A 25,695-nucleotide genomic window follows, 5' to 3' on the forward strand; every position below is an offset into this window, starting at 1 on the left:
GCGAGGGAGGCGGCCGGATTAGGCGTTGCGGACCTTCTGGCTCGCGGCGCGCAGCTGGCCAATGGCGGTGGCCTTTTGCGGGTCGGTGATCGCCGCCGGCCACACCAGCAGGTTGCCGTCGTAGATGGTGTCGATCTCGTTGATGGTGCCGGACTTGTCGCCGCCGCTGGCGTCCACCGGGGCAAACAGCACGGCCACCGCCACTTCGCTGCCATCGGTCTGGGCCGGGGCCAGTTGGGTGTACTTGCCCGAGGCGGTGATCTTGCCGAGCACGGTGCCGGCCTTGTAGTTGCCGCCGGTGATGGTGACGCCGCTCTCGCGGCTGAACTCGGTGTGCTGCTCGTAAAGAATGTGCGCACCCGGGCGGTTGAGGTTTTCGGTGGTTGTCGGCATGGCTTATTGCCTCCCTGGGAGTTTTTTGTAGACGTTGCTCCAGCTGGCCTGGACCTGCTCGGCGCCGCCTTGGGGTTGCTCGGAATGGTGGTTGCTGCGGATTGCGGTGCTGTGTTGCGTGCCGCGTTTCACGGCCAACAGCATCTTGCCGGCCATGGCCACCGAGACGCCCTCGTCGATCAGTTGGTCGACCAGGTCATCGTCGGCGGGGACCCCGCAGGTCTTCGCCTGGGCGCGGATGGCCTTGACTCGCTCGCGCTCGGCAGTGACGGGGTCCGGCGGATCAGCGGGCGGGCTTCCGCCCTCTCCTTCCCCTTCGCCATCACCCTCGCCGTCTTCCGGCGGGTCTGCCGGAGGATCATCCACGGGCGGGTCATCCGCCGGGGGATCTCCTGCAGGCGGTTCGCCTGCAGGAGGATCGTCCGCCGGAGGATCGTCCGCGGGTGGCGGGTCTGTTTCGCCCTCGGCCTGGGCCTTTATTGGCTCCACCTTGTCCGGGGCTACGCGGTAAGCAACTGCGCCGGGCACGCCTTCCAGCGCGGTTTTTATGGTGGGCGGCAGGAATTGGGCGGAGAGAATGGCCGCGCCCTCGTCTTCGGCGAGGGCGGTGATTGCGGTCTTATTCAGCAGCGCGGTGAACTTCTGCGGCACTATCACCTCGTCCACCATGCCGAGGGTTTTCGCCTCTTCCGGGGTAAGCCAGGTGTCCCGCTTCTCGTCCAGCAACGCCAGAATTTCCTCAGTGGATTTCCCGGTTTTGCGGCTGTAGGCGGTGGCGATGGATTTGTCGGCCTTTTCCAGTTCTTCTGCGGCGTTGAGCATGTCGTGCATGTTGCCGTACACCACCTGGGAGGCACGGTGCAGCATGACCAGCGCGGTCTCGTAGATCTCGACATTGTTGCCGGCGCAGGCCACCACTGTGGCCATGGAGCAGGCGTAGCCCTCGATGCGGATGGTGACGTCGCCGCCGTGGTTGGCCAGTGCGTTATAGATGGCGATGCCGTCTTCGTGGGTGCCACCGCGGCAGTTGATGCGCACGACTACATCCTCGTCGCCAATCTCGGCCAGGCTGCTGAGGATATTTTTCGCGGTGACCGACTCTTCCCAGTAGTAGGTGCCGATTACGTCGTAGATCAGCACCTGGTGGGGTTGGCCGTTCCCGCCCTCTATAAAAAATCGAAACATGGTTTATGTCCCTTGCTGTTGCAGGAGGAGCTTGGCCAGGTCCTGCACCTGGCCGGCGGCGGTGGTCTTGCTGGGGTCGCTGTCGAGGATCAGCCCCATGGCCTGCTCCAGGAGCAGTTGGCTGTTGATTTCGTCGGCATCGAGCGCGCGCTCGGCAATCTTGTTGCCGCGGCTGTTGAAGCCGGCGCGCACTTCCAGGAGGTCGGCCATCACATCCTTGAGCGGATCCACCCAGTCCCACTTCGGCGACTTCCAGGCCGGCAGGAAGGCACCCGGGTCCAGCCAGTAGTTCGTCAGTTCCGCACCAGTGAGCGCGCCGTTGAGTACGGCCACGTCGGCAAACCACTGGGCCACCGGGCGGCACCAGCGGTGAATCAGCAGGTGCAGCTGCAGCTGCTCGATGCGGCGGCGGAATTCCAGCAGGCCGGCGCGGATGGAGGAGTAGTTGAGCCCCTCGAGGTCACCGGTCAGCTGTTCGTAGGTGAGGCCGGCGGCGCGCGCGGCGGCGCGCAGTTCGGTCTTGAGCCATGTGACATAGTTGACACCGTCTACCGAGCTCGGATTGGAGAATGAGATGTCCTCGTCATCCTCCAGATAGTGGATGCCACCGGCGCGGATGCGCTCCAGCTGCTCGCCGTTCTCCCCGGTCTCCTCAGCACCGAGGACACGATTAACCTCACTGCCGCCCTCAACTGGGTATTGCGTTTTCTTAACGATCCAGCCGAACAGCTGCGCGGTCTTTTGCTTGACCAGCGTGGCGTCCTGCATCTCGTCGATTTCGTACAGACGCACGAGGATTGGCGTGAGCTCGGGGATACCGCGCACCTGTCCCGGGCGCAGGCGCCGGTACAGGTGGATGATTTCACCGGCCGGCACCTCGCGGCGCACATTGCCGGTAAGGCCAGTGAGGCCGTCGCCGGGGTGGTCTCGCCACAGGTGGTAGGCAGTGCGCTGACCGAAGTCGTTGAAGCCAACCCCAAGCGCGATGGGGTTGTGCTCGCGCTGGACGCTGTAGCTCTCGTCCAGGTGATCGGCCTCGATCATCTGCAGCTGCAGCGGCACCGTGAGACGGTCCGCGGCGCGGCGGATGCGCTGGCGGGTGAGGACCTCGCCGTCCTGGAACTGGGCACCGGCGGCGAGCATCTGCAGGCCGTAGATGTTGTCGAGGCCGTCGGCGTCGCACTCCAATATCCAGCGGTCCCACAGCCGCTGCAGGGTCTCGTTGGGCCATTTGGCGGTGATGCCATTGCCCACGAGGTTGGTGACGTAGGTCTCCTTGGCGGTGGTGGCATACGGCTGGTTGCGCACCGCGTGGCGCGCGCGCTTGCGCAACGTCGGCAACTTGCCACTGATATCCGCATTAGGACCACCAACGCCAAGGAGTCCTTTATTGCCCAGACGCGGCCCCTGGCTCGCGCCTTCGTAGACCGCACGAATCCGCGCACCGACGTCCATACCGGGGGTACAGCGGATCCTGGGCCGTGTGTCGACGGCTTTGATCTGCATGGTTTAGAGCCCCTTGTCGGTGACGATTTGCGAGTAGCGGCGGCGCTGCGGCTGGACAGCCGAGGCTATGGTTTTGCGCAGGGCGCGCAGTTCCGGCAGCGTCACGTCGGCGTACTTGATCTGGCGGCCGTTGTGACGGAACTCGCCCACGCGCCGCCCCATCGCCATATCCTCGATGGCCTGGTCGATGTTGGTGAGGTCGTCCTGGGTGTAGCTCATACGCCGCCGGTTACTTTCTTGCGTTTTGGTTTGGAGGTTTTTGCCGCGACCGGCTTGACTGCACCGATCACCTCGTCGAGGTTCTTTTTCAGCAGGATCAGGTCGAGTCCAAAGTAGAGTTTTGCCAACCGCAGCATGGCGAGGTTGCCGGCGTAGCAGTCGAGCACCTCGTTGCGGGCGCCGGCAGTTCTGGGCTCGTAGCGGTAGGTCTTCCGGCCCTTCACGTAAACGAGCTTTTTTACTTCGGCGATGGCCTGTTGAAAGAAGCCGCGCGTGCACCAGTCGGCCACTGGCCAGTGGAATTGCCCCGGGCAGGGTTCGTCCGGGCCAATGACGACGCCGTCCTTGTCGGGTTCGGGCAGAACCTTGTAGCGGCCGTAGACCACGTCCTTGGCGCTGTCGGTGCCGATCACGCAACTGCGGGTGCCGTGTTTGTTGAGCTTTTTGTCGTAGAGGACGATCGGCTGCTCGTACTTGTTATCGCCGCGGCAGGCGATGCCGTAGTGCACCGGAAAGCGCTGCACAAAGGCGTGCGCCTGGCTGGTGAAGTGGCCGCCGGTGTCGATGCCGAAACGGCGAATAGTCATATCGAACCCGCCCTCGTGCCGATAACTGGCGGTGCGGATTCTCTGCTCTAGCTGGTCCCATATTTCCGGCTGGTGCAGGTTGCCGTAGAGCACGAAGTAGTCGATGGTCCACGACTCCTCGCCCACGCCCCAGGCGACGACCATGCCTTCGAAGCGGTCGTCCTGGGTGTCGATAAAGCAAGTGAGGTATAGCCCGCCCATTGGGACCGGGGCTTTGTAGACTTCGCGCCTGGTGGAGTAGAGAAGCTCGTGGTCGAACTTCTCGCCGCTCTCGTCTTCCCACAGCTCGCCGAGCACCAGGTTCGCGAAGGCCTTGAGCTTCAGGGGGTCGCCCTGCGCCTCAAGCCATTCGCGCACCAGTTCCACCCAGCCATCGGTCAGGGTTAGCGAGTAGAGCGCGTTGATGAATATGCCGCACTTGCGCGGTGGCTGCACGCGGTTACCGGCACGGTTGTAGAAGACCAGGCCGTCGCGGGTGCTGTACTTTCCGTCGTCGCTGATCCAGCGCGCACCCGGGGAAATTTTGGCGAGGTCGCCGTAGTGGAACTTGCCGTGGCAGCTCTCACATTCATACCAGACGTCGCGGGTGGTGAGCTCGTCCGGGGTTTTACTCTTGTCCCAGTCGATGCCGAAGTCGCAGTCGCGGCCACCCCAGCGCAAGGTCTGCTCGTGCTGGCAGTGCGGGCACGGCAGATACATGCGGAACACCGCAGCGGCGGCGGCCATCAGCCGTTCGATGTGGCTGGCGCCCTTGACTGTGGGCGTGGTGCCGAAGATGGCCTTGGGGAAGGTGGCACCTTTTAGCCGCGTCCAGGCGGCCTTGATCGGGTCGCCCTCTTTGCCGATCTCCAGCGGCCAGCCGTCGATCTCGTCGCCGATCAGGAATTGTTTGGTGATCCGACGAAAGTTGCGCGGGGTCATCGCGCCCAGGATGTCGAGAATCCATCCCAGGCCCTTTTTCTTCTTGACGGTGTTGTTTTTGTTCTCGTTGCGGTGGTCGGGGAAAATCTCCTGAATCACCGGCATCTCTGCGATCGCCGGCTCAATCTCGTCGACCACGAAGCCCTTGGCGTCGTCTTCTGTGGGTTGGTAGATCACACCGCTGCGGCGGCGATGCTCAATGAAATAAAACGTCGCAGCCACCGCGCATTTGGTGTACCCAAGGCGCGCAGACTTCTGCACATCCAGCTCGCGGATGGCGTCGTTGGTCATCATGTTGAGCAGCACAACCTGCAGCGGTTGTGTTACCCATCGGCCGGAAATCTGGCTGGAGCCCTCCGGTAGGTAGAAGTGTTCGTCAGCCCATTCAACGCCACTAATCGGTGGCTTCTTCCTCAGAATCGAGAGCCCACGCGTCGCTGCTCTGCTCGCCGCTTTCAGCGTAATCTGAGAGATCTGGTTCCATATCGGCGAGTTCATTGCTGGCGGCGATAATCTCCCGGTTCATCAGCTCCAGCGCCTCCAGCGGAATATCCGGGCAGGCCTGCTTGACCCGTGGCACCAGTGCTTCCAGCCGCGCATTCACAGCAGTGGCCACAACTTCCACCGCGTGGGTGATCAATCCCAGCGGCGCGTAGCTGCGCTCGAACACCAGACGCTTGGCGCGCTGGGCGGCGATGCGCTCTTCGCGCTCCTGAACCTTGAGCAGCGCCTCGCGCCGCTTTAACGCCTTGTCCTCCTCGTCGCCCTCCATTTCCGGTTCGCTGCCGTCCTCCGGCATGCCCTTCTGGGCGCGTAAATAGCGAATGTAAAACTCGCGCCAGGCGTCGAGGTCGTGGTTGCCGCGCCCCCGTGGTACGGGGGCTCCGGGCACTTTTTGCAGATCTCGGATGGTGCGCTCAGTGAGCAGTAGGTGGGCCGCGACCTCGGTTTGTGTCGCCATAAAAACAACCGGAACCGGAAGTGGGAAAAATCAAAAAAATTTTCTAACGAGCGACCACCTGGGGCCCGAATTACCCCCAGGTGGAGATATGCGCAGGGAGGACCCGCGCGCCACGGTGGCGCGTCGATCATCGCGGCGCAGGCCGCGGGGCGTCTCGCTCATCCCGGCGCGGCCGCCGTGGCCACGCCAGCACCCGTGGGCTGGGCGTCCAGCAGCTGGTAGAGCTGCTCCTCCACCCTGATCAGCTTGGCCTTGTCTGCCTGGATGATCTCCAGCGCATGCATGGCGCTGCGATATCCTGTCTCATTCAGTGCGATCTCTATGATCGTGTGCGCAAGGTCAAGCCCGGACGGCCCAGCCAGCCGCGCCTCCAATTGCTTGATGTGCTCGAAGTTAACGGTGTGCAGGATATGCATGGCTGTACCTATCGCCATCCCGCCGGGCACGCGATGTAGATAAGCTGCGATCACCTTGATCAAGTCGAACCCGGACAGCCTGGCCGGTTGCGTTGTCTTGGCGATACAAACCCACCAGAGCGCACGCCAGGCCGCCTCGAAGCAATAGAAGCGGCCCTTGTCGTTGGCCTTGAACAGCCAGCCCAGCACGCCGAGCCAGTCATACTTCCTGCCCTGCATGTTCTGCAGCCAGCCGCTCAGGTCTCCATAAAACGGGATGCAGATATGCCGGCGCTTGCTCGGGTCGATACCGGACTGGCCGAAGCTGCCGCGGCGCTCGGATGAATCCCACAGCACGCCGTCCACCTCGATGGCGGCGTGGCTGAACGGGGAGCGGGTGACCAGGGTGATCAGCCAGCCGAGGAAGGTCACCGGGTAGAACAGGTAGAGTTTGTTGGCTTTCAAGGGTTAAGCCTCCAGCAGGGCCTTGCCGTGACGGCGGTAGCTGCGCAGGTACTCCTCCGGGGTGCCCTTGCCCAGCGCCGAGTTGTAGTACTTCTTCCAGTAGGCCGCCCTGCCCTCCAGGGATGCAGGGATAGCCTCCGGCACCAGCCGGTATTTCAGGCGGCAGAAGACCATCGACAGCAGTGGGGAGTGCGCCAGGTCGCGCAGCTCCGCCGCCTTTATGTCAACGCCGAACTCCTCCTCGATCAGCTTCGCCACTGCCGGGCTGGTGCGCTGCTGCACATCCTCAAAGCCGATCAGGTCGAACTGGCACAGGCCGACGCCCGCCGTGTGGTTGTGGCGGTCGCGGTACTGGCCCAGCCAGGTTTCCTGGCAGGCCGTCTCTACCAGCAGGTTCACCGCCTTCTCGTTTTTGCCGTGGCCCAACACGTCGCACACGGCCACTGCCATCTGCACCGCATGCTCCGGCCTGGTGAGTCCGTAGAACATATCGCCTCCGTCTGTTAGAGCTTTCCAGTTTCCGCGCGCCGATTTGCCCACTTGGTGGCAAGGTTGCGCACCTGATCCACGCCCAGCAGGCCTACAAAGCCCGCGCCGAAATAACTCCAGCCGCTGGACAAGCCGAAGGCCTCCGCGGTCGCACCGACCACCAGCACCAGCAGGCCGCCCAGGGTGGCCTCGATCAGCCGGCGCAGCGGGCGTGGTTCTTGACCGTCGTACATGATCCGGACATAGGAGAGAACGAAAGCCAGCAGCCCTGCCGCGCCGTGCTCGCGGAGTATTGAAAGCAGGGCAAGCCAAAGCCCTACGTCTTTTTCAGGCATTTGCTTCATCTCTCCAATCTCGGGCACAAAAAAAGCCCCGCCGGCACTGCCGGAGGGGCTTTCTGGTGATTTGAGCAATAAAAAAGGCCGCCGGTGAGGGCAACCTTTAGACACTTATTCCAAGTTAGCGAAACGGTACTAAAAGTGTTGCAGTAGAGTCAACACCCTGTTTGCAACTATTTTTCCCGGGGGAATTCCGGCACCTTGAGCTCGAATCGGTCCGTCGCCTGATCTTCCGCCACTATCATCACCTTCCCGGGCTTCAACGCCTCGGCCGGGATACCCACAGCCTTGCTCACAAAAACTGGGGATAACCGCGGGTAGCTGGACAGCTGCTCCGCGGCTTTCTGGATCTGCTCCTGTAGCTGCGAGCCCGGCTCGATCGGCGCCGCCTGCAGGTGCTTGGCCACCTCCACCAGCACCCGCGCCGCCGCCTCCTGGCGCTGCAGCCGAGCACCGCCGGCGCGGCCACCGTCGGCGATAAACTCCTCAGCCGACAGCGACGCCACGCCGAACACTGAGCCGTGGCGCAGATTGTCCGGGCCATCCGCCTGCGCCAGGTTGTGGACCACCGCCCAGCGCTGCAGCATGGCCGCGCAGATGCTCTCCAGCTCGGCGATACGCGCGCGGGCCTGCAGTAGGACCTCGCGCGCCTTGGTCGCTGCTCCACCCTCCCAGCTGGGTAGGAAGCGTACCTGCAGGTCCTCCATTGCCTTGACGCCCCTCATGATGTCGCCCGGTAACATATCCCCGGGCGGTGCACCGTTCACGGCCGGCGCGACGCGCAGAAGCTCCTCCTCGATCAGCTCCAGCAGGCGTTCGGCATCCTTGCTCGCCTCATAAAAGCCATTGGCCAGCGCCGCCTCGGCCGCCTCCTCGATGGTCTGGCGTACTGTGTGCAGCACCACCGACTCACCGATCCGAGACAGCCTTTCCTCTGCCTGTCCGCCTGGCACCAGCGCTTCAAGGAATTCGACCAGAAGATTATCCCCCGCCAAAGGCTGGTCCGGCCCAACAGGCACTGCGAAGATCCCGCCTTCCTTACGAATAAGCGCATAGAATGGCCTGCCTCCGCTGTTTTTGCGGACCTCTATCCGCCACCCCTCCGGCACCTGCGGGGCATGCCTGCGGCTGTTATAAAGTTTTACGCGACCCCACGCAGAAAGCTCTCCAGTTTCCCCAACTCGTGGAATTCCAGCTTCATCTAGGCAAATATGTAAATTAGACAATTCCATGGAGTCACCATGCACCTGCGGGGTTGGCTGTCCGCTTGCAGCTCGCTGTATCGCAGTGGCAACTGCCGCCTCGCGATCTGTCACTCTCGCAGCGAGTTCAGAGCCTAGAGCTCCCTGGATTCCGTCAGCCCACGCCAACACGTCGTCCAGTTCGATTTCCCGCGCCCCCGCTATGGAGGGGGCGCGACTATTCCAATCGTGAATCACTTCCTTCTGCGTGCCGCGCTTCATAGCGACGCAAAAGGAAGGGCATGTAATGGCCCAAACTGGACGCCCAGAGCTATTAACTCTTTGTGCAGGTTCCGCAGGCCCTCCGCAAAACGGACAAGGTTTAAGCTGGGTCATGTGGCTTCTCCGCTATGGAGGGGGCGGTGGCGAGCTGTGAAACTAGCGATACCAACTCTTCCGCTAGGGGGTTAACGTATGCTGGGCTACCCGGCACATCCGGGTCTACCGCAATATCCACAAGCTCATCAATTATTTCGATTATGCGTCCCTCCGGCACCTGCGGGGATGGCTGGGGTCTGTCATAAAGATAAGTATCGAGAGGAATTCGACCACGTAGATGCTCAATTTCTTGCAGGAATTCATTCCTCCCAGTGGTATGTACTCTTGCCACTGGCTCGCTCTCGGGCTGCCGGGCGACCGGTCGAAACGTGTTATCTTCGTCGTCGAATTTAAGGCCCGAATCCTTTATCGCGCGCACCACGGAATCGACAGCCTCGATGGCGATAGAATACGGCGAGCCATCTCCATCTATCTCGCGACCTAGGATAGCCACCAGCCGATCACAAACATCTTCCGCTAGATTATCCGCCGTGTACTCGTCCGTCTCGCTCTCGGGCTGCTCCCCCACCGGCTCACAAAGATGCCCTACAACCTCGTCCTGCAGGTCCGCGCGCAATCCTTCCTGCTGCAGAACCACCAAGCACTCGCCCAGCAAATCCCGCGTTGTTTTTCCTTCGCTCATAGCAGCTTGTCTCCTTGTTTCGCCTCGCAAGGCTCTCCAGCGGCCTGCAGCTCCCCCAGATGCCCGACCGGCCACCAGCGACAAAAACGGCCCGCATTGTCGCTGCTCTTGAGCACAAATCCGAGCTTCACTAGATTGTCTAGCGCCTTGCGCGTTTCGCTATTGGTAACGCCCAGCGTGCGCGCAATCTCGATAGTGATCACACCGTTGTACTCGCAAAACCTCTGCTCATCCACGTCACCAGCGCGGCGCGCCCAATCACGGGTGTACTCGCTCACGCTGGTTTTGATCGCCGCTAAAATCTGCTCTGTGTCCATCACCATCTCCTTAAAATTCCAACATCGTCGCCCGCCGGCACTCGAAATACTCCCGCGGCACCGTCCACCTGAAATACTGCAACGGCTTGAACAGGTGCACTCTGAGCCCGCCTTTACTCCGCCAATAGAGATCCATCACGCGGCTCCTTCAAAGGGTCAATCCATTTCAGCACCCCGCTTAGAATCGGCTCCCCGCGTAGCACGCGAGAACTCACAGCCAAATACGCGGAGGCGCCCCTCCCGCAGTGCAGGCAGTGCGTATAGGTCCCCGCCCTCCCCTGACTCTCTGGATCCGGTGCAAAATTCTCCGGCCACGCTCCCGCTGTCACTGGCCCGCTGTGGTCCGGCGCCAAGCCGTAGTAGGGGTGGGCGCAGCCTCCGCTGCCGTCGTAGCAGTGGTCGCACCAGCGCGGCCGCCACAGCCAGCCCTGCAGCGCCTGAGACCAGCGCAGTGTCTCGCCACGGCGCTCCAGCTGGCGGCGGCGCCTGCGGTGCCGCACCAAGCGCACCAAGCCAAAATTCAGCTCGAAAACATCAAACATCCCCTGCCGGAAGCTGGTGTACCCAAGCTGCGCTGCCTTCTCAAACATCACACGGCTCCTTCAAATACTCCGCCTTAACCATCTGGCACACGGTATCGCGCACCATGCCCTCGTAGGCCAGGTTGTAGTTCCAAGAGTGGCCCAGGTTCCAGCAGGCCCACACCACCAGCAGCCAGGCGACCGCCAGCAGCGCGTAGCCCAGCCGCTTCACGCCGCGGCCTCCACGCGCACTTGGTGCACCGCCAGGCAGCCCTGAAAGGCCATGGCCAGCTCCACCTCGGCGCAGTCTTTCCGGAGCTGCCAGCCGCCCGCCATCCAACCCACCGCGCCGCGGTGGCCGCGCAGGCGGTCGGCTTTGCCCAGGAACTGCCACTGGTCATCCTGCAGCCCCGCCGCCTCGGCGTTTTCGATGGCCGCCTTTAGGCTTCGGGCGAAGACCCACAGCCTGCCGCGCACCGGTCCGTGCTCGGTGACTATGCGCATGCCGCGACCTCCTCCGTGTGCCAGGCGCCCTGCAGGTGGCCGTGGCCGGCAAAGCCGCCTTGGCCGTCCGGCTCCAGGAACAACTCCGGCAGCTGGCGGCAGCGGGCCAGGGCCCACTCGGCACGGGCGCCGGTGCTGTCGCCCCAGCCGGGCAGGAAGGCGATCGCGTGGGCCGCGCGTACCATGGCCATGTCGATGTCCATGTACTGCTCGTAGCCCAGCCCGTCCGGCAGGATGGCCGGGTTCAGCACCACCGCGCCCTGCTCTTCCAGGTAGGCCGCGGCGGCGTTGAACTGGTCGCGGTTGTAGTTCTCGATCCCGGTCATCGGGCCGCTGACATACACCACCTTGCCGCGCAGGTTCATTTCTCACCCTTTTGCGCTATCTCACTATCAGCCAGCTCTGCAACGGCCAGGCCCAGGCAATAACCGATAAACCCCATCTCCAGCGACCGGTTAGCAAAACCCCCAGCCCGGAAAGGCTCCCCCTTCTTCCGCTTCGCCGGCTCGCGGACGAAATAGTCCTCGTGGTTACCGTCGGAGCCGAATGCGCGGGTAGCGCGCGTCATTTCAATAAATTCGTTCCGCGTCGCCTGTGTTTCCCGAAGTTCTTGGAGCCGTGCGGCTATCTGCTCCTTGTTACCCATCAGCTTTCTCCTTTATGTCATTCAAAATGGAATATCGTCGTCGAAGCTGTTATCGAATCCACCCGGCGGTTGCTGGTACGGGGGAGGATTGTTTGGAGGCGTGCCGCGCATATTCGGCCCCGACGCACTTTGCCCACCGGCCGGCGGTCTTCCGTGACCGCCCTGCGTGGCCGGGCCTCTCGGTTGCTGCGTCCCTGCTGGCTGCGCTTGGTATTCGTTCGCATACTGCTCGCCGTTGGTTCGCGCACCGTCCAGCATTTGCATATTCCCCACCACAATCTCGGTGGTGTAGCGGTCCTGGCCGCTGTCCCTGTCCTGCCACTTGCGCGTGCGCAGGCTGCCCTCGACATAAATCTTTGCGCCCTTGCGCAGGTACTCGCCGGCAATTTCCGCCAGGCGGTTGTAGAACACCAGGCGGTGCCACTCCGTGCGCTCCTGGGGCTGGCCGGTCTGCTTGTCTTTCCAGGTCTCGCTGGTGGCGATGCTGCAGTTGGTCACTGCGCCGCCGCTGGGCATGTAGCGGGTCTCTGGGTCCGCGCCCAGGTGACCGATTAAAATGACTTTATTTATGCCGCGGGCCATGCCGCCTCCTGTACTTTTTCGGGCAGTTCAGCCCCGGAAAATTTCGCCAGCAGCATCTGTTCGCACTCCGCTGCCAACGCCTGAAACTTATTCTCGGGCATCGAGACCGGCTGATGCGGTTGCTCCAGCAGCCCCTCCGCGAACCAGAGCTCCCTCCCAGCCTGAAAGGCTTCGCGGGCACAAGGGCCGTCGACCATGAACCTATCAACACGGGGATCGATCCACAGGCGCCCGCGCTTCTCCAGCTTTTTCAGGCGATACCAAAGCTGCTGCGCACCCACTACCGAGGTCACCTGGGTCCGTTTAGCGCGGGGCGTCTCACTGGCGCTGCGGAACCAGAAATCTGTAGATTCTTTGACCCTGAATGTGCCGCCCACGTAAGTCGTCACCACGCCCCGAGCCACCCGCCGCAGCTGATTCAGCCAAACCAACCGCAGCAACTCGTCATCGGAAATTTTCATCGCCTAAACCCCCACCGTGATAAATTCGCCGCGGTAGCAGTAAGTCACCGCGCCGTCGACGTCGGTAAAGCGCCGGCCCAGAAGGCGCACCTGCAGGCGGCGCCAGAATCCCAGGCCGGCGGCTTTGCTGCCCCAGTCGCGCGGCGCCCTCACAGCAGCACGGCCCTCTCGACGCCCTGACGCATGCGCTCTCGATCCAGCTCCAGCAGCTTGCGTATTTTCCAGCGCAGCTCGTCGGAGGCCTGCGACCTGATTTCCTCAATCAGGCGCGAAATCTCTGCGCCAATCTCCATTTCCCTTTGCGATTTCCTGGCATACCTCTTAAGGGCATTTCTGGTAGCCTTCGACAACTGTTTCGCTGCCCGCTCTAGATCTGATCCCGGTACGGCGCCGATCGAGATAGCCAGCCGTTTCCCCACTTCTTCTCTGTCCGAATCGATCCGCGTTGTGCGTCGATTCCAGATCGACAAAAACTCCCGCATTGGGCGCTGACTACCAAGCCAAACTCCGCAACCCTTGCACTCGACATGCACCCCATCTTTGTTGGTGTCCAATTCAGCCGCCTCACCGCAAAATGGGCAGTCCTTAACCTCTAAAAATTTACTCATCGCATCAGCTCCACTCGCATGCCGCCAGCAACCAGCGGCGATTTTTCCCGGCAGATTTCCAGCAGCTCGTCCACGGTGCGCTCGACGATCTGGGACAGCTCGCAGCGCGGCGTGCGCAGGTCCTTTTTAATTTGCTCTCCATCCTGGCCCTGCGCCCACATCACCACGCGCCAGACGCGGTTCACCAGGCGCTGGCGGCCGACGTTGTGGTACTGGATTGGCGGCAGCTCGCCCTCGACTTTGCTCTCGGCCGTTAGGTCCCAGCTGGCCACAATCACGCCGGCACCTGCTCGCTTTCCGGCCTGAATGTGCCCTGCTGGTTTTTCCTGCAGGTCTCGCAGTCGTCATCAAATTCACACCAACAGCCGCGCGGATGATCGCCGGGGGAAAACTCGATCGCGTCGCAAAAATGGGCCGACATTTCCAGCATTGCGTCATGGCACTCCGGATGCTCTCGCACGGTTACCGGCTCCCCGTCACCAAACCAGCGATAGCGCTTGTACGGCTGGCCGGCATCGATGCGCTGGCCGCACCAGTCACAGCCGTGGCTTTTGCGCGCTGCCCTTATTGATTCCGTTTCGGCCTGCATTAGGCTGCCTCCTGCTCGCGCAGCGCCACACCACAATTGGCCCGCACCAACGCGCGCGCCAGTACCGGGCTCACGCTGTTTCCACACATGCGCGTCTGCGCAGTGGTGGTCAGGGGCTTGCCGTCGTAGGTGGCGTCGATGATGTAGTCATCGGGGAACCCCTGGCCGCGGTAGAGTTCGCGCGGGGTCAGCATGCGCATACCGATATCGGTGATCCGGTAGGGCTCGCCATGGACAGTGACCAGGCCCAGGCGCGACTTAGTGGGGATGGTGTGCATCGGATCGCGCAGATCCTGCCACTGGCCGCCGGTGCTGTAGTACTTGACCAGGAAGGCCTGCACCAGGGAGTGGTGATCCCGCGCCGTGATCGTGCTCACCGGCTGACGCAGGTCTACGCCCGGGCCGGAATAATTACCGCCGTAGTTTTTCGCCAGAAAGGGAAAAATCAGGCAGTGTTCCTGTTTGCTGGTGATCGTCGTCAGCGGCGTATCCGCCCGGTATTGCATCCCATCGCCGCCCCACTTGGTGTGGCCGAGGCGCACGATAAACGGGTCCGGGCTGTCGATCACAAACCGCTGGATGCCGCGGGCAATGCGTCGCAGCGTATTCTCTGCCAGCGGGCGCTTAACACCGACGGCCCTCCCCTGCTCTTTGCTTAGGAAAATGCTGTGGCACGGCAGGGACCAGTCAATGACGTCATTCGCCGCCGAGAGATACGGCTGCAGTCCCTCGCCGTGCACCTGTTCTGGCCACACGACCGGGCGACCGTCACAGCGCGCGATCAGGAACAGGCGCTTGCGGGTAGTGGGCGCGCCATAGTCGCAGGCGCGCAGCTCGCGGTGTTCGACCTGGTAGCCCAGGTTGATCAGCTGCTGTTTCCAGTGCGCGAAGGTGCGCCCGGCGCGGCGCTTGCAAGGGCGGCCATTTTTCTGCAGCGGACCCCAGCCTTTAAATTCCTCCACGTTCTCCAGCATGATCACGCGCGGGCGCACAGTGGCCGCCCAGCGGATCACCACCCAGGCGAGACCGCGGATCTTTTTCTCCACCGGGCGGCCGCCCTTGGCCTTGCTGAAATGCTTGCAGTCAGGGCTGAACCAGGCGAGCCCAACCGGGCGCCCCTGAGTCGCCTCGCGCGGGTCCACATCCCACACGCTCTCGCAGTAATGACGCGTCTGCGGATGGTTCGCCCGGTGCATGGCGATCGCTTCCGGATCGTGATTGATCGCGATATCCACCGGTCGGCCGAAGGCCTGCTCGATGCCCTCGCTGGCACCGCCGCCGCCGGCGAAGTTGTCCACGATCAGCTCGTCGTCGAACTCGAAACCCAGCTGCGGCTGAGCCAGTCGCGCGTTCTTGTTGGCAGCCAAGCGCGCCATCGTTATGCCACCTCAGTCTGGGCGGCAGACTGGCGACCAGCAAAATGGGCTACCGGGGCGTGGCCGACAAAAACGGCGGCTGTTTCCTCGTCCGGGCGCCCCATCTCAACAGAGTAAGCCGGCACTGAGGTTTCGGTTTTTGCCAGCTTCTCAAGGTCACTCGGGAATATGAACGCCGCCGGCTCCGCCTCAACCATCAGGCGCACCCGCTCCACCACCTCGTCGACCTCAAACTCGGCGCCGGAACCGCGCACCAAGGAAACAATGCTGCGGAAGCCGGTCTCCCAACGGTCCTTGCGCACCCGCTCGCCATCGGCGCGGGTCTCGTACTCATCCACCACCGGCACCGGCGCCAGCCCGCGCTCCTCCAGCATCATGCAGAAATTGGCGATATCGACCCAGTTGCCCGGGTTCGATTTCGACAGCACCCCGCGCAGGCCTTCCAGCAGGTCCTCCGCCTGACACTGCTCCGGATCTTCCCAGCCGCCGCGACCCTTCCTGCGCGCGGCGGATAGCTTCAGCTTCATTACGGAAGCAAAGCGATCCACTGCGTAGTCGTCGGCGTGCCTGCCCAGGGAATCAACCTGGACGGGGGCGTTCTTCACCAGCTTGCGGTAACGCCCGTCCAGCCCGGCATAGATCACCAGCTCCAGGTCCGCACCCTCCTCCTGCAACAGCCCCTCCACCACCGCCTGGAGGTGCGCGTTGTCCTCCTGGAAGCCCCAGGTTTTCACATAGGTCCCCAGCTTGTAGCCGTTGTCCTGGCGGAAGCGGTTGAGCACCATCTTGCCGATATAGCGCGCGTACAGGCCGTGGATATCCAGCTGCAGCGCATCCAGCAGAGCACGGAACTGCGGCAGGCAGGGGCGCTCGAAACTCAGGATGCAGGATGCGAAGACCTCGGCCGCGCGGCGGCGGTCCGGATGGACGTGGGCGGGTTTTTCCAGGCCATGCTCGAGACGCTTGGCCGCCAGCGAGATGTTGCCGCCGGCCTCGTCCAGCACCCAGGAAAACAGGAAGCAGGCGATATCCACCGCTTCCAGCTGCGCCTGCCACAGGTCGCACTCATCCTTGGCCCACCACTTCCAGCCCAGGTGGCCGAGCAGTTCGCCGGCCTCGGTCCAGACGGCGCGCTTCCAGTCCAGGCCACGCTCCAGCCAATCGGCGCCGATGTGTTTTTCCTGAAACGCCGCCTGGCGCTGCAACATATCCTCAAGCTGCTGGTGCATAGGTCATGCCTCCGTGAATTCCCGGGAACATCCGGTGGTAGTTGCGGTTGAGCTGGGTTACCTCGGTGGGCGACAGCGCCGGCGGGATGGCCGGCAGCCCGTAGATCTCGTGATAGCGGCGACGCCACCACAGCAGCGTCTCCTCGCACTTCGGCTTGTTGTCGCGGTGCCAGCGCACCCGCGCGCCGTCGCGCGACTGACAGCCGCCGTCGCAGGGGTTCCAGCGGCAGGCCGGGTTGGAGCACTCGGCGCGGTACAGGCCCTCGGCGTTGCGCCGCATGCGCGGGGCAGAGCCGCAGCCAAGACACACGCGCGGGGCGGTCATCAGCCGGCCCTCCGGTACTTGCGGTTGATCTCCTCGACCAGGGGGGAAATCTCGGTCAGGGCGGTGCGCGCCTCGTCGATCAGCTGCTCCACCACCTGGCGGTACACCGGCGCCCAGGTGCGGGAAAAGCTGCTGCGGTCGATGCCCATGCGGCTGGCCACCACCGCCTCGCTGCAGCGGCGGTCCGGGTCGTTGGCCCGGCCGCGCACCTCCTCGAGGACGGCCACGTTCATGATCGTCATGCGCGTGTTTTTGTCGTAGTTGCGGTAGGCCTCCTCGGGCCCCTGTTTCAGCAGCTGTTCCCAGGCGCGCTGGTACAGCTTTTTGCGGGCCTTGAAGGTGAGTTCGTTTTCCGGGCCGTAGGCCCACATGCCGGCGTGGCGCAGCGCGTCCGGCAGCTGCATCACCGCCCGGCGCACCTTGGCCAGCTCCGCCATGCGCACCTCGCGGAAATTGTTCGGGGAGGTGCCCTTCGGCGGCTTCGGGGTGTAGGGGTCCTGGAAGCCCTCGACGGTGGTGAAGGCGTCGTGCCAGGCCTCGGCGACGGATTCAAACAGCGGCATGGCTATCCCCCTGCGTTGAGATCACCCGGCGCGCGCCCTGCTCGTCTGGTGCGCTGATGATGCCGCTCCGCTCCATCGTGTCGATCAGGCGCGCAGCGCGGTTGTAGCCGATGCGCAGCTTGCGCTGCAGGCGGCTGATGCTGGCGGCTTCCAGCTCCTGCACCACCTGCAGCGCCTCCGGGTACAGCTCGTCTCGGGCGTCGCCGGTCGTAAAGGTCGGCGAGGTGGCCCCGGCCGGCAGGCCGATATCCACCAGGTCCGCATCGCTGGTCTTCCAGGTTGCCGGCTCCTGCCCTTCGCGGTAGCCGCCGAAGGCTTCCACCAGGTCGTGCCAGACCGTGTCGAGGACGCCGCCGAACAGGGTCAGCTCCGCATCCAGCAGCGCCGCCTGGTAGGCCAGCGGGTTTTCGGCCTCATCGGCGATGCCCTCGCCTATCTCGACCTCGTAGTCAGACTTGATCGACTTGATCAGCAGCTCGTCGGTCAGACGGAACTCGATGCCGGCCATGTCCGCGTCGGTGGCCAGCGCCAGCGCCGCCACCTTGTAGCCGCCGTCGCGGTAGCCCTGGGCGTTCTCGTCGGTCGGGTCCTCGTTGGTAAGAGTCACCCGACAGCCACTATCCAGCTTGTTGCGGAGTTCAGCGAACAGTCCCAGGCGCAGGCCCTCGGCCATCTCCTCGCCGCGCAGCCACGCCAGCATGGTCATGCCTGGGTCACTGAACACCGCCGGCAGTGCCACCGGCAGGCCCTCCAGCGCGTGGCGCAGCGCCGTCAAAAACTCCTCCGCGGCGTTGTGGCTGCCCGCCTCCACCACCAGCAGCCCCTGGCGCGGGGTGATGTAGGCGCGGGTGCGGCGCTCTTCTGGAAAGGTGTTCGGCAGCAGATCTATCAGGATGTCGTCTTTCAGCTGCTGCTTTTCCTTGCGGAATACTTTGCGGTGCTGGGCCTTCTCGATCTCCGCCACCCGCTCCTGCAGGCGCTTCTGCAGTTCGACCGGCTTCACCTTGCGCACCGCCACCTGCAGGCAGAACAGCCAGCGGCCGCCCACCTGGTGCACGTAGCGCGGGTTCTCCACGTCAGCCGGGCCCAGCGGCGGCACAAAGCCGGCGCTGCCTGCCTGCCGGGGCTCCGGCGGCCGGTAGGGGTGCTGCGCCAGGCGCTCGCCGACCTCCAGCGCGGTCAGCGGTAGCGGCTTGCAGAATCGGTAGATGACTGCGCTCTTGAACATCAGGCCCCCTCTGAGGATTCGGCGCCATCTGCGCCGCGAAGAAAATTCACGATCTTTTGCCACTGAAACAGGTGTTGCTCGTAGCGTGGGTTCCTGAGCCACCAGACCCCATCCCGTTCAAACATTTCTGACTCCACCTCCTCGCGTGTCAGAACCCAAGCTGGATGCACGGGACAATCGGCCCATATATCCCTATCCGCAGTCTTTGGGCGATTGAACCGGGCCTCAATCAGCAGCGGGCTACCTGTCACAACGAGGAGATCGAATACCGGCTTTAATCTCAGCTTGATTCGACCCCTGTTGCCATGCGGGCCACCCCTGTGCTTAACCTGTATTCGGCAGCTCCTGCTGGACAGTGGGTCCGTTGCCTCGAGATCCCAGCCCGGCATGGTTCTGGGGCAAACACCTACAACAAGGTTGTGGTTCAGCATCAGATGAGAAGCGACGAGCAGCTCCGCCCCTTCACCGTGGATTGACGCCACAATCTTCTCGGCCAAACCATTCAGCAAGACTCTTTGCTCCGTTTACCTAAGGTGGGGGCCGCGGTCCCCACCCTTTGGTTTGGGTGGGGACCGCGGCCCCCACCCTGTTGAATCTGAAAAAATCGCGGGGCGAACCCCGCGCAAAGACCTTGGGGGAGAGAAATTACTCAGTGCCGATGCGCTGGTTCAGCATCGCCACCAACTGCCGGCGCCCCATCACGCCGGTACCGGTTTGTATGTTCAGCAGTTCCTGGGAGGCTTTTTCGATTAGGTCCAGCAGCTGGCCCGCGTACTCGCGCAGGTCCTCGGCCTCATCGCGCGTATCAAGCATGCCGTCCTGGGCCGGCTTGCTCGCCGCCACCACTTCGGAGAATTCGCGCATCAGGCAGGACAGTTTGGAAGCGGTGGGTACCCGCTCCTCGTGGCCAGACGGCAGCGGCAGGTGGAAGGAACCATTCAGTGCCATCAGATCCTGCCGGCAACGCTTCTGGTAGGGCTCAGGCAGGCAGTTCACCCACACCCACTTCCACGCCAGCGGGATGTTCTGTTTGCTGGTGAGCATCATGCCGATCATCTTTCGCCGCGAGTCGAACCAGCGCTCGTAGTTCTCCACGATGCTTGGCTCTTCGCTCACCAGCTCCGCACGACCCAGGGCCGGCAGCAGGTGGCTACGCGCAAAGGCTTTGGTGCTTACCCCCCTATCCGTCAGCCACTCGATGGTGTGGCGGATCAGGATCTGGTCCTCTGAGATATCCCGAAGTTGCATTCTTGTTGGCTTTCCCGCCCTGGAAATTGCTGTTTCAGGTGATTTTGCTAATTTCAGAAAATCCTGTCAACCGAATTTCTGAAATTCGATTTCTCGGAAACAGGGAAGGCTGCGAAAATTGAGTTACGAATTTCGCAGAAATCAATGGATGGAGTCCGTTATGAAGATAAGAACAGCCGTCGCGGGGATTCTTTGGGCCTTAACGTTGACCGCCTGCGTCAGCGCCGGCAATCACTTTGATTGGGCCACGGTTCGGCAGGTGGAGGAGGGCATGACTTCCTCCGAGCTGGAAACGCTGATGGGGAAACCCTCTCGGATCGCCACGCAAGGCGACAATGAGGTGTGGGTTTGGGCGTGGGTTGGCTCGGGCTGGGACCTTTCCAGCAAGAGCAAGACGGTATCTTTCGTGCTGCGCGACGGCGTGGTGGTCGAGGTTCCCAAGCTCCCGGAGTCATTCCAGTAATGAGACTCGATATCGGCGGCGTGCTGCGCCGCCTTCGCATTGAAGAAAAACACCTGACCCTGCACGAGCTAAGCGACGCCCTGCATGGCGATATCGCGCCCACCCGTCTTTTCCGGATGGAGTCAGAGAACAGAACCATTGACCCCGTGCAAATCAAGCGCCTCGCGGACTTCTACGGCGTGACCGTTACCGACATTGTCCGCGAGGCTGAAGGTGGGGCTTTAGCCGACCCTACTGTTTCTGGTGCGCGAAGAGTTCCACTGCTGCACTGGGAAGACATTCAAGCCTGGTTGAACGACTCTCAACGTCCAGACCTACGCAGGAATAGGGAGGCCCTTGTCGGCCTGCCTCCCGTGAACGACAGTGGGTTTGCCCTGACTGTAAAGGGCGACAGTATGCAAAGCGATACCGGTTTCTGCTTTCCTGAAGGCTCCACTGTGTTTGTAGACCCTGCCCGCCAAGCCTCCCTTGGAGACTTCGTCATCGTCCTCAACGCTGACGGCCGAGCCATGTTCCGCCAGTTAATTGTCGAGGGGCCTGACACCTACCTAAAGCCTCTGAACAGGGATTACCGTCCAACCCTTATGACCGAAGCTGAGCGAATTGCCGGCGTCGTGACAGAAATGCGCTGGCATATTTAACCGCCCTTCTGAAAATCAATTTGCGTAATTCAGAAAATGCCCGCTATTATGGCTGCAAGGAACACGCTTGCGGCCCCTTTCCGGTGCGCTATAGACGCGGAATCCCTCCCGGGTTAGGATCAGAGTTCTAACAAATGTAATATTGGTTAAATTTTGATCTAGAAATTTGGCTTAGGAGAGACCGCCATGTAACCGCGACGACGGATACAGAACAAACGGCCAATAAAAAACCCGGCGCGCCAACACCGGGTTTTTGGGGGAGCCAATAAAAATCGCCTGGGTAAGCAATCTCTACACGACTCAAATCTGAAATTCGAGTGTAGAGAAGCACCCAGGCAGTTGCAAGCGTTTTAGCCAAAAAAACGCCAGCTTTTGCTTGGAGACCTAAAAAGTGCACTCAGCACCGCCAAAAAATCGGGTGCCACTGGGGGAGTGGTACCAGGAAAGATTCCAGTCCGACCCCTACGCCCTGCTGGAACATTTCGCCAGCGACATCGCCCACATCGCCGCTCAGTTCGACATCGACTGGGATGCCACCTACAGCAAGATCCGGCTATCCACCGGCAAGGGCAAAGCCTCTAAAGTCCACGGCAAGAGCCTCCGCTTCCTGCAGCAGAAGTCGCCCTATCGGGGGCGGGTGGGCTGCTATGCGGAAGAGCACAGCGTGGACCACGGCGAGTACAAGCTGCGGATCCCCTTTATCAGTTTCGGCGCCAAGGGCCACGGCGGCGAGAGTGACTCCTGGAACGGCTACCACGCCCTGCGCGAACTCTACGAGCGCGAGGTCGACCAGATCATCAGCGCGGAAGAGCGCGCCGCCATTGATGCGCGCCTCGCGGAGAAGCAGCGCAAGCGCCAGGAGCGGCTGGCCAGGCTGGAGGCCGAGCAGCAGGCCAAGGAGCAGGCCCAGCGCGAGAGTGTGGAGCGCGACCTCAAGCTGCACGAAACACTGGCGCCGGCAAATCAGGGGGTGGCGGCCGCGGTCCCCACCCCCCGAAAATCAGATCAAGGGGGTGGCGGCCGCGGTCCCCACCCCGCCAAACCTCACCGCTACGCCATTAGGAAGCAGATTGCCGAAGTGCTCGGCGACGCCGATGTGCGCCTGGGCAGCGACCGCCGCGGCCGCTTCCTGTCCGTTCTTGCCTGCGGCATCGACGGCACCGAGCGCGGCCTACAGAAGATCTACGAGGAGAAGTTCAGGCCGAACCCGGACGCCGACCCCACCGACAAGCTGTTCACCTGGGGCGCCGATATGGACGGCGCCCACCGCGTTATCGGCGACCTGCAGGCGGCGCTGAAAAGCGGCGAGCCGATCCGGTTTGTCGAAGGCTTCGCCACCGGCGGCACTATCCGCCTAGCCACCGGCCACTGCGTGGTTGTCTGCTTCAACGCCGGAAACCTGAAAACGGTGGTCTCACTCTTCTGCCGCTACTATCCCAACGCGCCGAAGGTCATCGACGCGGACAACGACTGCTGGAAGGCTGCGGAAGGGAAGGGCAACGCCGGCCTGCTGGCCGCCCTGGAATGCGCCAAGGAGCACCCGGGCGTTAAGGTCACCTTCCCCACCTTCGACGACATGGACACCGACAGCCGGCCCACCGACTGGAACGACGTCCACTGCCTGCACCCGCACGGCCTCAAGGCGGTGCGGCGCAAGCTGCGCAGCGCCGCCTGCAAGCTCAAAGCAGAGAGCAAGAATTTCGATTACCGCCTGCAGCGGCTGGCGCTGGTCAATAAGGACCGCGCCCAGGACGAGGCCCTGCAGGCGATCAACGCCGGCCTGGCCCTGGTGCCCTTTGTGTACAGTGCGACCGAGGTGATAAAGATGGTCAAGGCCGCGCTGCCGCCGGCGGTGGCCCTCCCAGCCGACAAGCTGGCCAGCCTGAAACGCCGCGCCCAGTGGCTAATGCAGCAGAAAATGAAGCGCGCCCAGGGCTTCCGCAATTTCACGACCGACACCCGGGCCAAGCCAAACGTGACCTACGAACTGGTGGAGCCGATGCACAGCGCCGAGGGCCACCCGCTGCTGCCACCGAAGGTTTTGCGCAAGGTGCAGGCCCTGGACGGCGTGATCATCGTGCGCTCGCCAATGGCCAGCGGCAAGACCAAACACCTGCTGGCGCCGCTGATGCGCAACAGCCGCCGCGGCGCCTACCTGGCGCACCGGGTCAGCCTGATCGCCGACGCCTGCAACCGGCTGGCCGAGCGCGACGACTACGGCCACCTGCGGATACGGGTGGACAACTACCAGGACATCGCCGCGCCGATGGTGCCGATGATCGAGCGCATGGGCTGCTGTATCAACTCGATCACGCACCCCAAGTTCGAGCCGTTTTTTGCCGCGGTCGAGGACCTGCTGATCGACGAGGCCAGCCAGACCCTGCGCCATATTGCAGACGGCACCATCGACAACCCGGTGCTGGTGCTGGAAAAACTGGCAGAGATGATGCGCAACGCTGACCGCACCGTCATGTGTGACGCCGACGCCAGTGACGCCCTGGTCGAGTTCGCCGAGAAGGCCTGCCCGGGGCAGCCGATCCACATTATCGAAATGGCCACCGACTGCTCCGATATCGAGATCCTGCACACCACCGACCTGATGGCCCACCAGCAGGTCATGGATGCGGTGCGCCGCGGCGAGACGGTGCTGGTGGCGGACGACTCGGCGAAGGACGGGGAGGCACTGGCGAAGCGGCTGCAAACCGAATGCGAAGGCGTGCGGGTGCTGCACGTGCAGAAGGACTCGAAAGGCGAGGAGGACGTGGAGGCCTTCCTCGCCGATCCCAACGGGCAGGCGCGCAACTGGCAGGTGATCATTTACAGCCCTGCTATCAGCTCCGGGGTCTCGATCGAGACGCCACATTTCAAAAACCACGTGGGGATTTTCTTCGGCGCCGTGGCGCCCTCGGACGCGGTGCAGATGCTGCGCCGAGACCGCACCGCGCGGCGCTATATCGTCGGCTTCCATATCACCGAACACCGGCGCGAGACCGACCGCGAGCGCATCTTCCGGGGCCGGGTGGCCGCGGACCGGCGCGCCCTGATGGACGCCAGCGGCCGCGAGCCGGACTGGGAAGAGACCGACGAGGCCTTCGTGGCCCGCTGGCCCAAGACCACCTTCGACGACGTCTGGCTCACCGCCACCGCCGCCGAGCGCGAGGCCCGCGCCGACTTCGCCAACAACATGCTGCTGATCCTGCACGGCGACGGCTACCGGGTAGGCCGCCTGACCGCCAACCCCCTGGACGAAGAGCAGGCCCGCGAGGGCAAGCGGGTAGCCAAGGCCGCGGTGACCGCCGCGCGCCACGAGCTGATCCACAGCGTCGAGACGCCCGGCATCGAGGAGGCGCAGCGGCTGATGCGCCGCGACGTGATGAGCCGCGAGGAAGCGGCCCAGCTGACCCGCTACCACATCGAGACACAGTTGTGCGCGCCGCTGGTGGAGCAGCGGGACATTGAATTCTGGGAGGACCGGGGGCCAAAACGGCTGGCCGGCTTCGAGGCCCTGCGCGCCGATACCGCCACCTGCCAGGCATTCGACAACCACCTGGCGGAGAGGGGGGTCACCACCACCCGCCGCCTGCTCAAGACCGCCACCCACCGCATACTGCGCCAGGTGTTCGACGGCCTCGGCATCGATATCGCCACCGGCGCCGGCGAGTTCACGGCCCAGCAGGCCCAGCAGACGATGGCCGCGGTGCTCAGTACCGAGGCCGCCATCGAGGAGTACAACGAGCTGCCCATCGGCCCCTATGTGCACCCCAAGTCGAAACCCAAGTGCGCCACCAGCTGGGCCAAGGCGGTGCTGGAGAGGCTCGGCCTCAAGGTCCGCGCCACCCGCCGTGGCAAGGCCAAGAAGCGAGTCCACTTCGTTGACCCTGACACCTGGGCGCAGCTCAACGACTACTACCAGCGCCGCCAGGCCGCCGGTGTCTCCAGCCTGACCATCCACGACGAGGACGACGACCAGTCACCCGCCCAACTGCCCGCCACCCCAACAGGGCCCGCGCAGGAAGCTGGCGGGGGTACGATCGGAGATCCGGTGGGTGGACCACCTTCGCAGCGTGTAGATAAAGACCTGGATACAAAGGTGGTCCACCCCCTGAGCGTTGAACTCGCGGAGAAATACCCGGCGGCACTGGAGCTTGTGGAAAGGGTTTGCCGGAAATCGGAAATTTTCTACCTCGAGGAGGTGCTGGGCTGGCTGCAGGCGGAGGACAGGGAGGCCCGGAAGCGCGGGGAGATGAGCGAGTGGGAGGCCCTGGAACGCGGGGAGATGAGCGAGTGGGGCCTGAGCTGGCGGCTCGAGCACCTGGCGCAGCGGCTGCGGCGGGCAGGGGGTGCGGCGTGACGCCCCACGCGGCACCGCCCACGCCGGAGCAGGTGCGCGAGGCGCTGTTGGGCCTGGCCGCCCAGCTGCCGGCCGAGGCCGCAAGCCAGGCCCGCCAGCTGGCCGCCGGGATCACCAGCGCGCCCTGGTACCAGTGGGAAAAGCTGCAGCGCAGCAAGGAGGCGCGGGCGATCGACCTGGAAGAGGCGCGCGGGATTATCAGCCCGCGGGAGGCCTGCAGGCGGCGCATCGCGCTGCTGATTGCCAGCGAGGGCAGGGGATGAACGGGCTTCGGTACCGGATAGACGCGGCCGACTATGCCTCAAGGATGCGAGCGGCCGCCATAGTTGCAGCCGGCTATGCCACCAGGTGTGCAAACGGCGGATCCACCATAGACACCACC

At 63.2% G+C, this 25,695-nt stretch carries 32 protein-coding genes and 1 pseudogene; 4 read left to right on the forward strand and 29 right to left on the reverse strand.

Annotated elements, in window-relative coordinates; all coding sequences use genetic code 11:
* Positions 1–18: 18 nt before the first annotated feature.
* The 29 genes and pseudogenes from AC6R19_RS19245 to AC6R19_RS19385 form a co-directional block, all read right to left on the reverse strand.
* Entirely contained in the window at positions 19–393 is a 375-nt protein-coding gene (locus AC6R19_RS19245; RefSeq protein WP_500581478.1) for a head decoration protein, read from the reverse strand.
* A 3-nt stretch (positions 394–396) separates the two neighbouring features.
* Positions 397–1,578, reverse strand: a complete 1,182-nt coding sequence (locus tag AC6R19_RS19250; protein WP_500581479.1) for a head maturation protease, ClpP-related — start codon at positions 1,576–1,578, stop codon at positions 397–399.
* A 3-nt stretch (positions 1,579–1,581) separates the two neighbouring features.
* A complete protein-coding gene (locus tag AC6R19_RS19255; protein WP_500581480.1) occupies positions 1,582–3,084 on the reverse strand; it encodes a phage portal protein in 1,503 nt (500 codons plus the stop codon).
* 3 nt (positions 3,085–3,087) lie between these two features.
* Complete coding sequence (locus AC6R19_RS19260; protein ID WP_500581481.1) at positions 3,088–3,303, reverse strand: hypothetical protein; 216 nt, start codon at positions 3,301–3,303, stop codon at positions 3,088–3,090.
* Positions 3,300–5,309, reverse strand: a complete 2,010-nt coding sequence (locus AC6R19_RS19265; RefSeq protein WP_500581482.1) for a terminase gpA endonuclease subunit — start codon at positions 5,307–5,309, stop codon at positions 3,300–3,302. The genes AC6R19_RS19260 and AC6R19_RS19265 overlap by 4 nt, the downstream gene beginning before the upstream one ends.
* Positions 5,206–5,772 (reverse strand): hypothetical protein, encoded by a 567-nt coding sequence (locus AC6R19_RS19270; protein ID WP_500581483.1) that lies wholly within the window; start codon positions 5,770–5,772, stop codon positions 5,206–5,208. The genes AC6R19_RS19265 and AC6R19_RS19270 overlap by 104 nt, the downstream gene beginning before the upstream one ends.
* Positions 5,773–5,930: 158 nt before the next feature.
* The gene (locus AC6R19_RS19275; protein ID WP_500581484.1) at positions 5,931–6,632 is read right to left on the reverse strand and encodes a hypothetical protein; all 702 of its coding nucleotides are present in this window, start codon (positions 6,630–6,632) and stop codon (positions 5,931–5,933) included.
* Between the two features lie 3 nt (positions 6,633–6,635).
* Positions 6,636–7,121 (reverse strand): hypothetical protein, encoded by a 486-nt coding sequence (locus AC6R19_RS19280; RefSeq protein WP_500581485.1) that lies wholly within the window; start codon positions 7,119–7,121, stop codon positions 6,636–6,638.
* Between the two features lie 14 nt (positions 7,122–7,135).
* A complete protein-coding gene (locus AC6R19_RS19285; RefSeq protein WP_500581486.1) occupies positions 7,136–7,456 on the reverse strand; it encodes a phage holin, lambda family in 321 nt (106 codons plus the stop codon).
* 176 nt (positions 7,457–7,632) lie between these two features.
* The gene (locus tag AC6R19_RS19290) at positions 7,633–8,361 is read right to left on the reverse strand and encodes a hypothetical protein (protein ID WP_500581533.1); all 729 of its coding nucleotides are present in this window, start codon (positions 8,359–8,361) and stop codon (positions 7,633–7,635) included.
* A 570-nt stretch (positions 8,362–8,931) separates the two neighbouring features.
* A pseudogene (locus AC6R19_RS19295) lies at positions 8,932–9,036 on the reverse strand (hypothetical protein); the annotation flags it as partial.
* Positions 9,023–9,661: a hypothetical protein gene (locus AC6R19_RS19300; protein ID WP_500581488.1), complete on the reverse strand. Its 639-nt coding sequence runs from the start codon at positions 9,659–9,661 to the stop codon at positions 9,023–9,025. The gene AC6R19_RS19300 and the pseudogene AC6R19_RS19295, both read right to left, overlap by 14 nt.
* Positions 9,658–9,978 (reverse strand): hypothetical protein, encoded by a 321-nt coding sequence (locus tag AC6R19_RS19305; RefSeq protein WP_500581489.1) that lies wholly within the window; start codon positions 9,976–9,978, stop codon positions 9,658–9,660. The genes AC6R19_RS19300 and AC6R19_RS19305 overlap by 4 nt, the downstream gene beginning before the upstream one ends.
* Positions 9,979–10,560: 582 nt before the next feature.
* Entirely contained in the window at positions 10,561–10,731 is a 171-nt protein-coding gene (locus AC6R19_RS19310) for a hypothetical protein (RefSeq protein ID WP_500581490.1), read from the reverse strand.
* Positions 10,728–11,003, reverse strand: a complete 276-nt coding sequence (locus AC6R19_RS19315) for a hypothetical protein (RefSeq protein WP_500581491.1) — start codon at positions 11,001–11,003, stop codon at positions 10,728–10,730. The genes AC6R19_RS19310 and AC6R19_RS19315 overlap by 4 nt, the downstream gene beginning before the upstream one ends.
* Positions 10,994–11,368, reverse strand: a complete 375-nt coding sequence (locus AC6R19_RS19320) for a DUF4406 domain-containing protein (RefSeq protein ID WP_500581492.1) — start codon at positions 11,366–11,368, stop codon at positions 10,994–10,996. The genes AC6R19_RS19315 and AC6R19_RS19320 overlap by 10 nt, the downstream gene beginning before the upstream one ends.
* Complete coding sequence (locus AC6R19_RS19325; protein WP_500581493.1) at positions 11,365–11,649, reverse strand: hypothetical protein; 285 nt, start codon at positions 11,647–11,649, stop codon at positions 11,365–11,367. The genes AC6R19_RS19320 and AC6R19_RS19325 overlap by 4 nt, the downstream gene beginning before the upstream one ends.
* A 21-nt stretch (positions 11,650–11,670) precedes the next feature.
* Positions 11,671–12,231 (reverse strand): single-stranded DNA-binding protein, encoded by a 561-nt coding sequence (gene ssb / locus AC6R19_RS19330; protein WP_500581494.1) that lies wholly within the window; start codon positions 12,229–12,231, stop codon positions 11,671–11,673.
* The gene (locus AC6R19_RS19335; protein ID WP_500581495.1) at positions 12,216–12,692 is read right to left on the reverse strand and encodes a hypothetical protein; all 477 of its coding nucleotides are present in this window, start codon (positions 12,690–12,692) and stop codon (positions 12,216–12,218) included. Before AC6R19_RS19335 ends, ssb begins: the two co-directional genes overlap by 16 nt.
* Before the next feature lie 3 nt (positions 12,693–12,695).
* Positions 12,696–12,845 (reverse strand): hypothetical protein, encoded by a 150-nt coding sequence (locus AC6R19_RS19340; RefSeq protein ID WP_500581496.1) that lies wholly within the window; start codon positions 12,843–12,845, stop codon positions 12,696–12,698.
* The gene (locus AC6R19_RS19345) at positions 12,842–13,300 is read right to left on the reverse strand and encodes a Lar family restriction alleviation protein (RefSeq protein WP_500581497.1); all 459 of its coding nucleotides are present in this window, start codon (positions 13,298–13,300) and stop codon (positions 12,842–12,844) included. The genes AC6R19_RS19340 and AC6R19_RS19345 overlap by 4 nt, the downstream gene beginning before the upstream one ends.
* Positions 13,297–13,578, reverse strand: a complete 282-nt coding sequence (locus AC6R19_RS19350) for a hypothetical protein (RefSeq protein WP_500581498.1) — start codon at positions 13,576–13,578, stop codon at positions 13,297–13,299. Before AC6R19_RS19350 ends, AC6R19_RS19345 begins: the two co-directional genes overlap by 4 nt.
* Positions 13,575–13,889, reverse strand: coding sequence for a hypothetical protein (locus AC6R19_RS19355; protein ID WP_500581499.1), 315 nt, complete (start codon positions 13,887–13,889; stop codon positions 13,575–13,577). Before AC6R19_RS19355 ends, AC6R19_RS19350 begins: the two co-directional genes overlap by 4 nt.
* Positions 13,889–15,265, reverse strand: coding sequence for a DNA cytosine methyltransferase (locus tag AC6R19_RS19360; protein WP_500581500.1), 1,377 nt, complete (start codon positions 15,263–15,265; stop codon positions 13,889–13,891). Before AC6R19_RS19360 ends, AC6R19_RS19355 begins: the two co-directional genes overlap by 1 nt.
* Before the next feature lie 2 nt (positions 15,266–15,267).
* On the reverse strand, positions 15,268–16,494 hold the full coding sequence (locus AC6R19_RS19365; RefSeq protein ID WP_500581501.1) for a dUTP diphosphatase: 1,227 nt from the start codon (positions 16,492–16,494) through the stop codon (positions 15,268–15,270).
* Entirely contained in the window at positions 16,478–16,819 is a 342-nt protein-coding gene (locus AC6R19_RS19370) for a hypothetical protein (RefSeq protein ID WP_500581502.1), read from the reverse strand. The genes AC6R19_RS19365 and AC6R19_RS19370 overlap by 17 nt, the downstream gene beginning before the upstream one ends.
* Positions 16,819–17,382 carry a bacteriophage antitermination protein Q gene (locus AC6R19_RS19375; RefSeq protein ID WP_500581503.1) on the reverse strand — a complete coding sequence of 188 codons (564 nt, stop codon included), beginning with the start codon at positions 17,380–17,382 and terminating at the stop codon, positions 16,819–16,821. Before AC6R19_RS19375 ends, AC6R19_RS19370 begins: the two co-directional genes overlap by 1 nt.
* Positions 17,369–18,610, reverse strand: a complete 1,242-nt coding sequence (gene rdgC / locus AC6R19_RS19380) for a recombination-associated protein RdgC (RefSeq protein ID WP_500581504.1) — start codon at positions 18,608–18,610, stop codon at positions 17,369–17,371. The genes AC6R19_RS19375 and rdgC overlap by 14 nt, the downstream gene beginning before the upstream one ends.
* 645 nt (positions 18,611–19,255) lie before the next feature.
* A complete protein-coding gene (locus AC6R19_RS19385; RefSeq protein WP_500581505.1) occupies positions 19,256–19,858 on the reverse strand; it encodes a hypothetical protein in 603 nt (200 codons plus the stop codon).
* Between the two features lie 160 nt (positions 19,859–20,018).
* On the opposite strand from AC6R19_RS19385, the gene AC6R19_RS19390 reads away from it, so the two are divergent.
* From AC6R19_RS19390 to AC6R19_RS19405, 4 genes are all read left to right on the forward strand, one after another.
* A complete protein-coding gene (locus AC6R19_RS19390) occupies positions 20,019–20,321 on the forward strand; it encodes a hypothetical protein (protein ID WP_500581506.1) in 303 nt (100 codons plus the stop codon).
* A complete protein-coding gene (locus AC6R19_RS19395) occupies positions 20,321–20,962 on the forward strand; it encodes a helix-turn-helix domain-containing protein (RefSeq protein WP_500581507.1) in 642 nt (213 codons plus the stop codon). Before AC6R19_RS19390 ends, AC6R19_RS19395 begins: the two co-directional genes overlap by 1 nt.
* 391 nt (positions 20,963–21,353) lie before the next feature.
* Positions 21,354–25,313, forward strand: coding sequence for a plasmid replication protein, CyRepA1 family (locus tag AC6R19_RS19400; RefSeq protein ID WP_500581508.1), 3,960 nt, complete (start codon positions 21,354–21,356; stop codon positions 25,311–25,313).
* Positions 25,310–25,576, forward strand: a complete 267-nt coding sequence (locus AC6R19_RS19405) for a hypothetical protein (RefSeq protein ID WP_500581509.1) — start codon at positions 25,310–25,312, stop codon at positions 25,574–25,576. The genes AC6R19_RS19400 and AC6R19_RS19405 overlap by 4 nt, the downstream gene beginning before the upstream one ends.
* Positions 25,577–25,695 lie beyond the last annotated feature (119 nt).

The organism is Microbulbifer sp. SE14 (assembly GCF_059834885.1).

Bases quoted from the DNA above. Each gene is read 5' to 3' on its own strand.
- AC6R19_RS19245 (WP_500581478.1), bottom strand. From the start codon at position 393: ATGCCGACAACCACCGAAAACCTCAACCGCCCGGGTGCGCACATTCTT.
- AC6R19_RS19250 (WP_500581479.1), bottom strand. From the start codon at position 1,578: ATGTTTCGATTTTTTATAGAGGGCGGGAACGGCCAACCCCACCAGGTG.
- AC6R19_RS19255 (WP_500581480.1), bottom strand. From the start codon at position 3,084: ATGCAGATCAAAGCCGTCGACACACGGCCCAGGATCCGCTGTACCCCC.
- AC6R19_RS19260 (WP_500581481.1), bottom strand. From the start codon at position 3,303: ATGAGCTACACCCAGGACGACCTCACCAACATCGACCAGGCCATCGAG.
- AC6R19_RS19265 (WP_500581482.1), bottom strand. From the start codon at position 5,309: ATGAACTCGCCGATATGGAACCAGATCTCTCAGATTACGCTGAAAGCG.
- AC6R19_RS19270 (WP_500581483.1), bottom strand. From the start codon at position 5,772: ATGGCGACACAAACCGAGGTCGCGGCCCACCTACTGCTCACTGAGCGC.
- AC6R19_RS19280 (WP_500581485.1), bottom strand. From the start codon at position 7,121: ATGTTCTACGGACTCACCAGGCCGGAGCATGCGGTGCAGATGGCAGTG.
- AC6R19_RS19285 (WP_500581486.1), bottom strand. From the start codon at position 7,456: ATGCCTGAAAAAGACGTAGGGCTTTGGCTTGCCCTGCTTTCAATACTC.
- AC6R19_RS19300 (WP_500581488.1), bottom strand. From the start codon at position 9,661: ATGAGCGAAGGAAAAACAACGCGGGATTTGCTGGGCGAGTGCTTGGTG.
- AC6R19_RS19305 (WP_500581489.1), bottom strand. From the start codon at position 9,978: ATGGACACAGAGCAGATTTTAGCGGCGATCAAAACCAGCGTGAGCGAG.
- AC6R19_RS19315 (WP_500581491.1), bottom strand. From the start codon at position 11,003: ATGCGCATAGTCACCGAGCACGGACCGGTGCGCGGCAGGCTGTGGGTC.
- AC6R19_RS19320 (WP_500581492.1), bottom strand. From the start codon at position 11,368: ATGAACCTGCGCGGCAAGGTGGTGTATGTCAGCGGCCCGATGACCGGG.
- AC6R19_RS19325 (WP_500581493.1), bottom strand. From the start codon at position 11,649: ATGGGTAACAAGGAGCAGATAGCCGCACGGCTCCAAGAACTTCGGGAA.
- ssb (WP_500581494.1), bottom strand. From the start codon at position 12,231: ATGGCCCGCGGCATAAATAAAGTCATTTTAATCGGTCACCTGGGCGCG.
- AC6R19_RS19335 (WP_500581495.1), bottom strand. From the start codon at position 12,692: ATGAAAATTTCCGATGACGAGTTGCTGCGGTTGGTTTGGCTGAATCAG.
- AC6R19_RS19345 (WP_500581497.1), bottom strand. From the start codon at position 13,300: ATGAGTAAATTTTTAGAGGTTAAGGACTGCCCATTTTGCGGTGAGGCG.
- AC6R19_RS19355 (WP_500581499.1), bottom strand. From the start codon at position 13,889: ATGCAGGCCGAAACGGAATCAATAAGGGCAGCGCGCAAAAGCCACGGC.
- AC6R19_RS19360 (WP_500581500.1), bottom strand. From the start codon at position 15,265: ATGGCGCGCTTGGCTGCCAACAAGAACGCGCGACTGGCTCAGCCGCAG.
- AC6R19_RS19365 (WP_500581501.1), bottom strand. From the start codon at position 16,494: ATGCACCAGCAGCTTGAGGATATGTTGCAGCGCCAGGCGGCGTTTCAG.
- AC6R19_RS19370 (WP_500581502.1), bottom strand. From the start codon at position 16,819: ATGACCGCCCCGCGCGTGTGTCTTGGCTGCGGCTCTGCCCCGCGCATG.
- AC6R19_RS19375 (WP_500581503.1), bottom strand. From the start codon at position 17,382: ATGCCGCTGTTTGAATCCGTCGCCGAGGCCTGGCACGACGCCTTCACC.
- rdgC (WP_500581504.1), bottom strand. From the start codon at position 18,610: ATGTTCAAGAGCGCAGTCATCTACCGATTCTGCAAGCCGCTACCGCTG.
- AC6R19_RS19385 (WP_500581505.1), bottom strand. From the start codon at position 19,858: ATGCAACTTCGGGATATCTCAGAGGACCAGATCCTGATCCGCCACACC.
- AC6R19_RS19390 (WP_500581506.1), top strand. From the start codon at position 20,019: ATGAAGATAAGAACAGCCGTCGCGGGGATTCTTTGGGCCTTAACGTTG.
- AC6R19_RS19395 (WP_500581507.1), top strand. From the start codon at position 20,321: ATGAGACTCGATATCGGCGGCGTGCTGCGCCGCCTTCGCATTGAAGAA.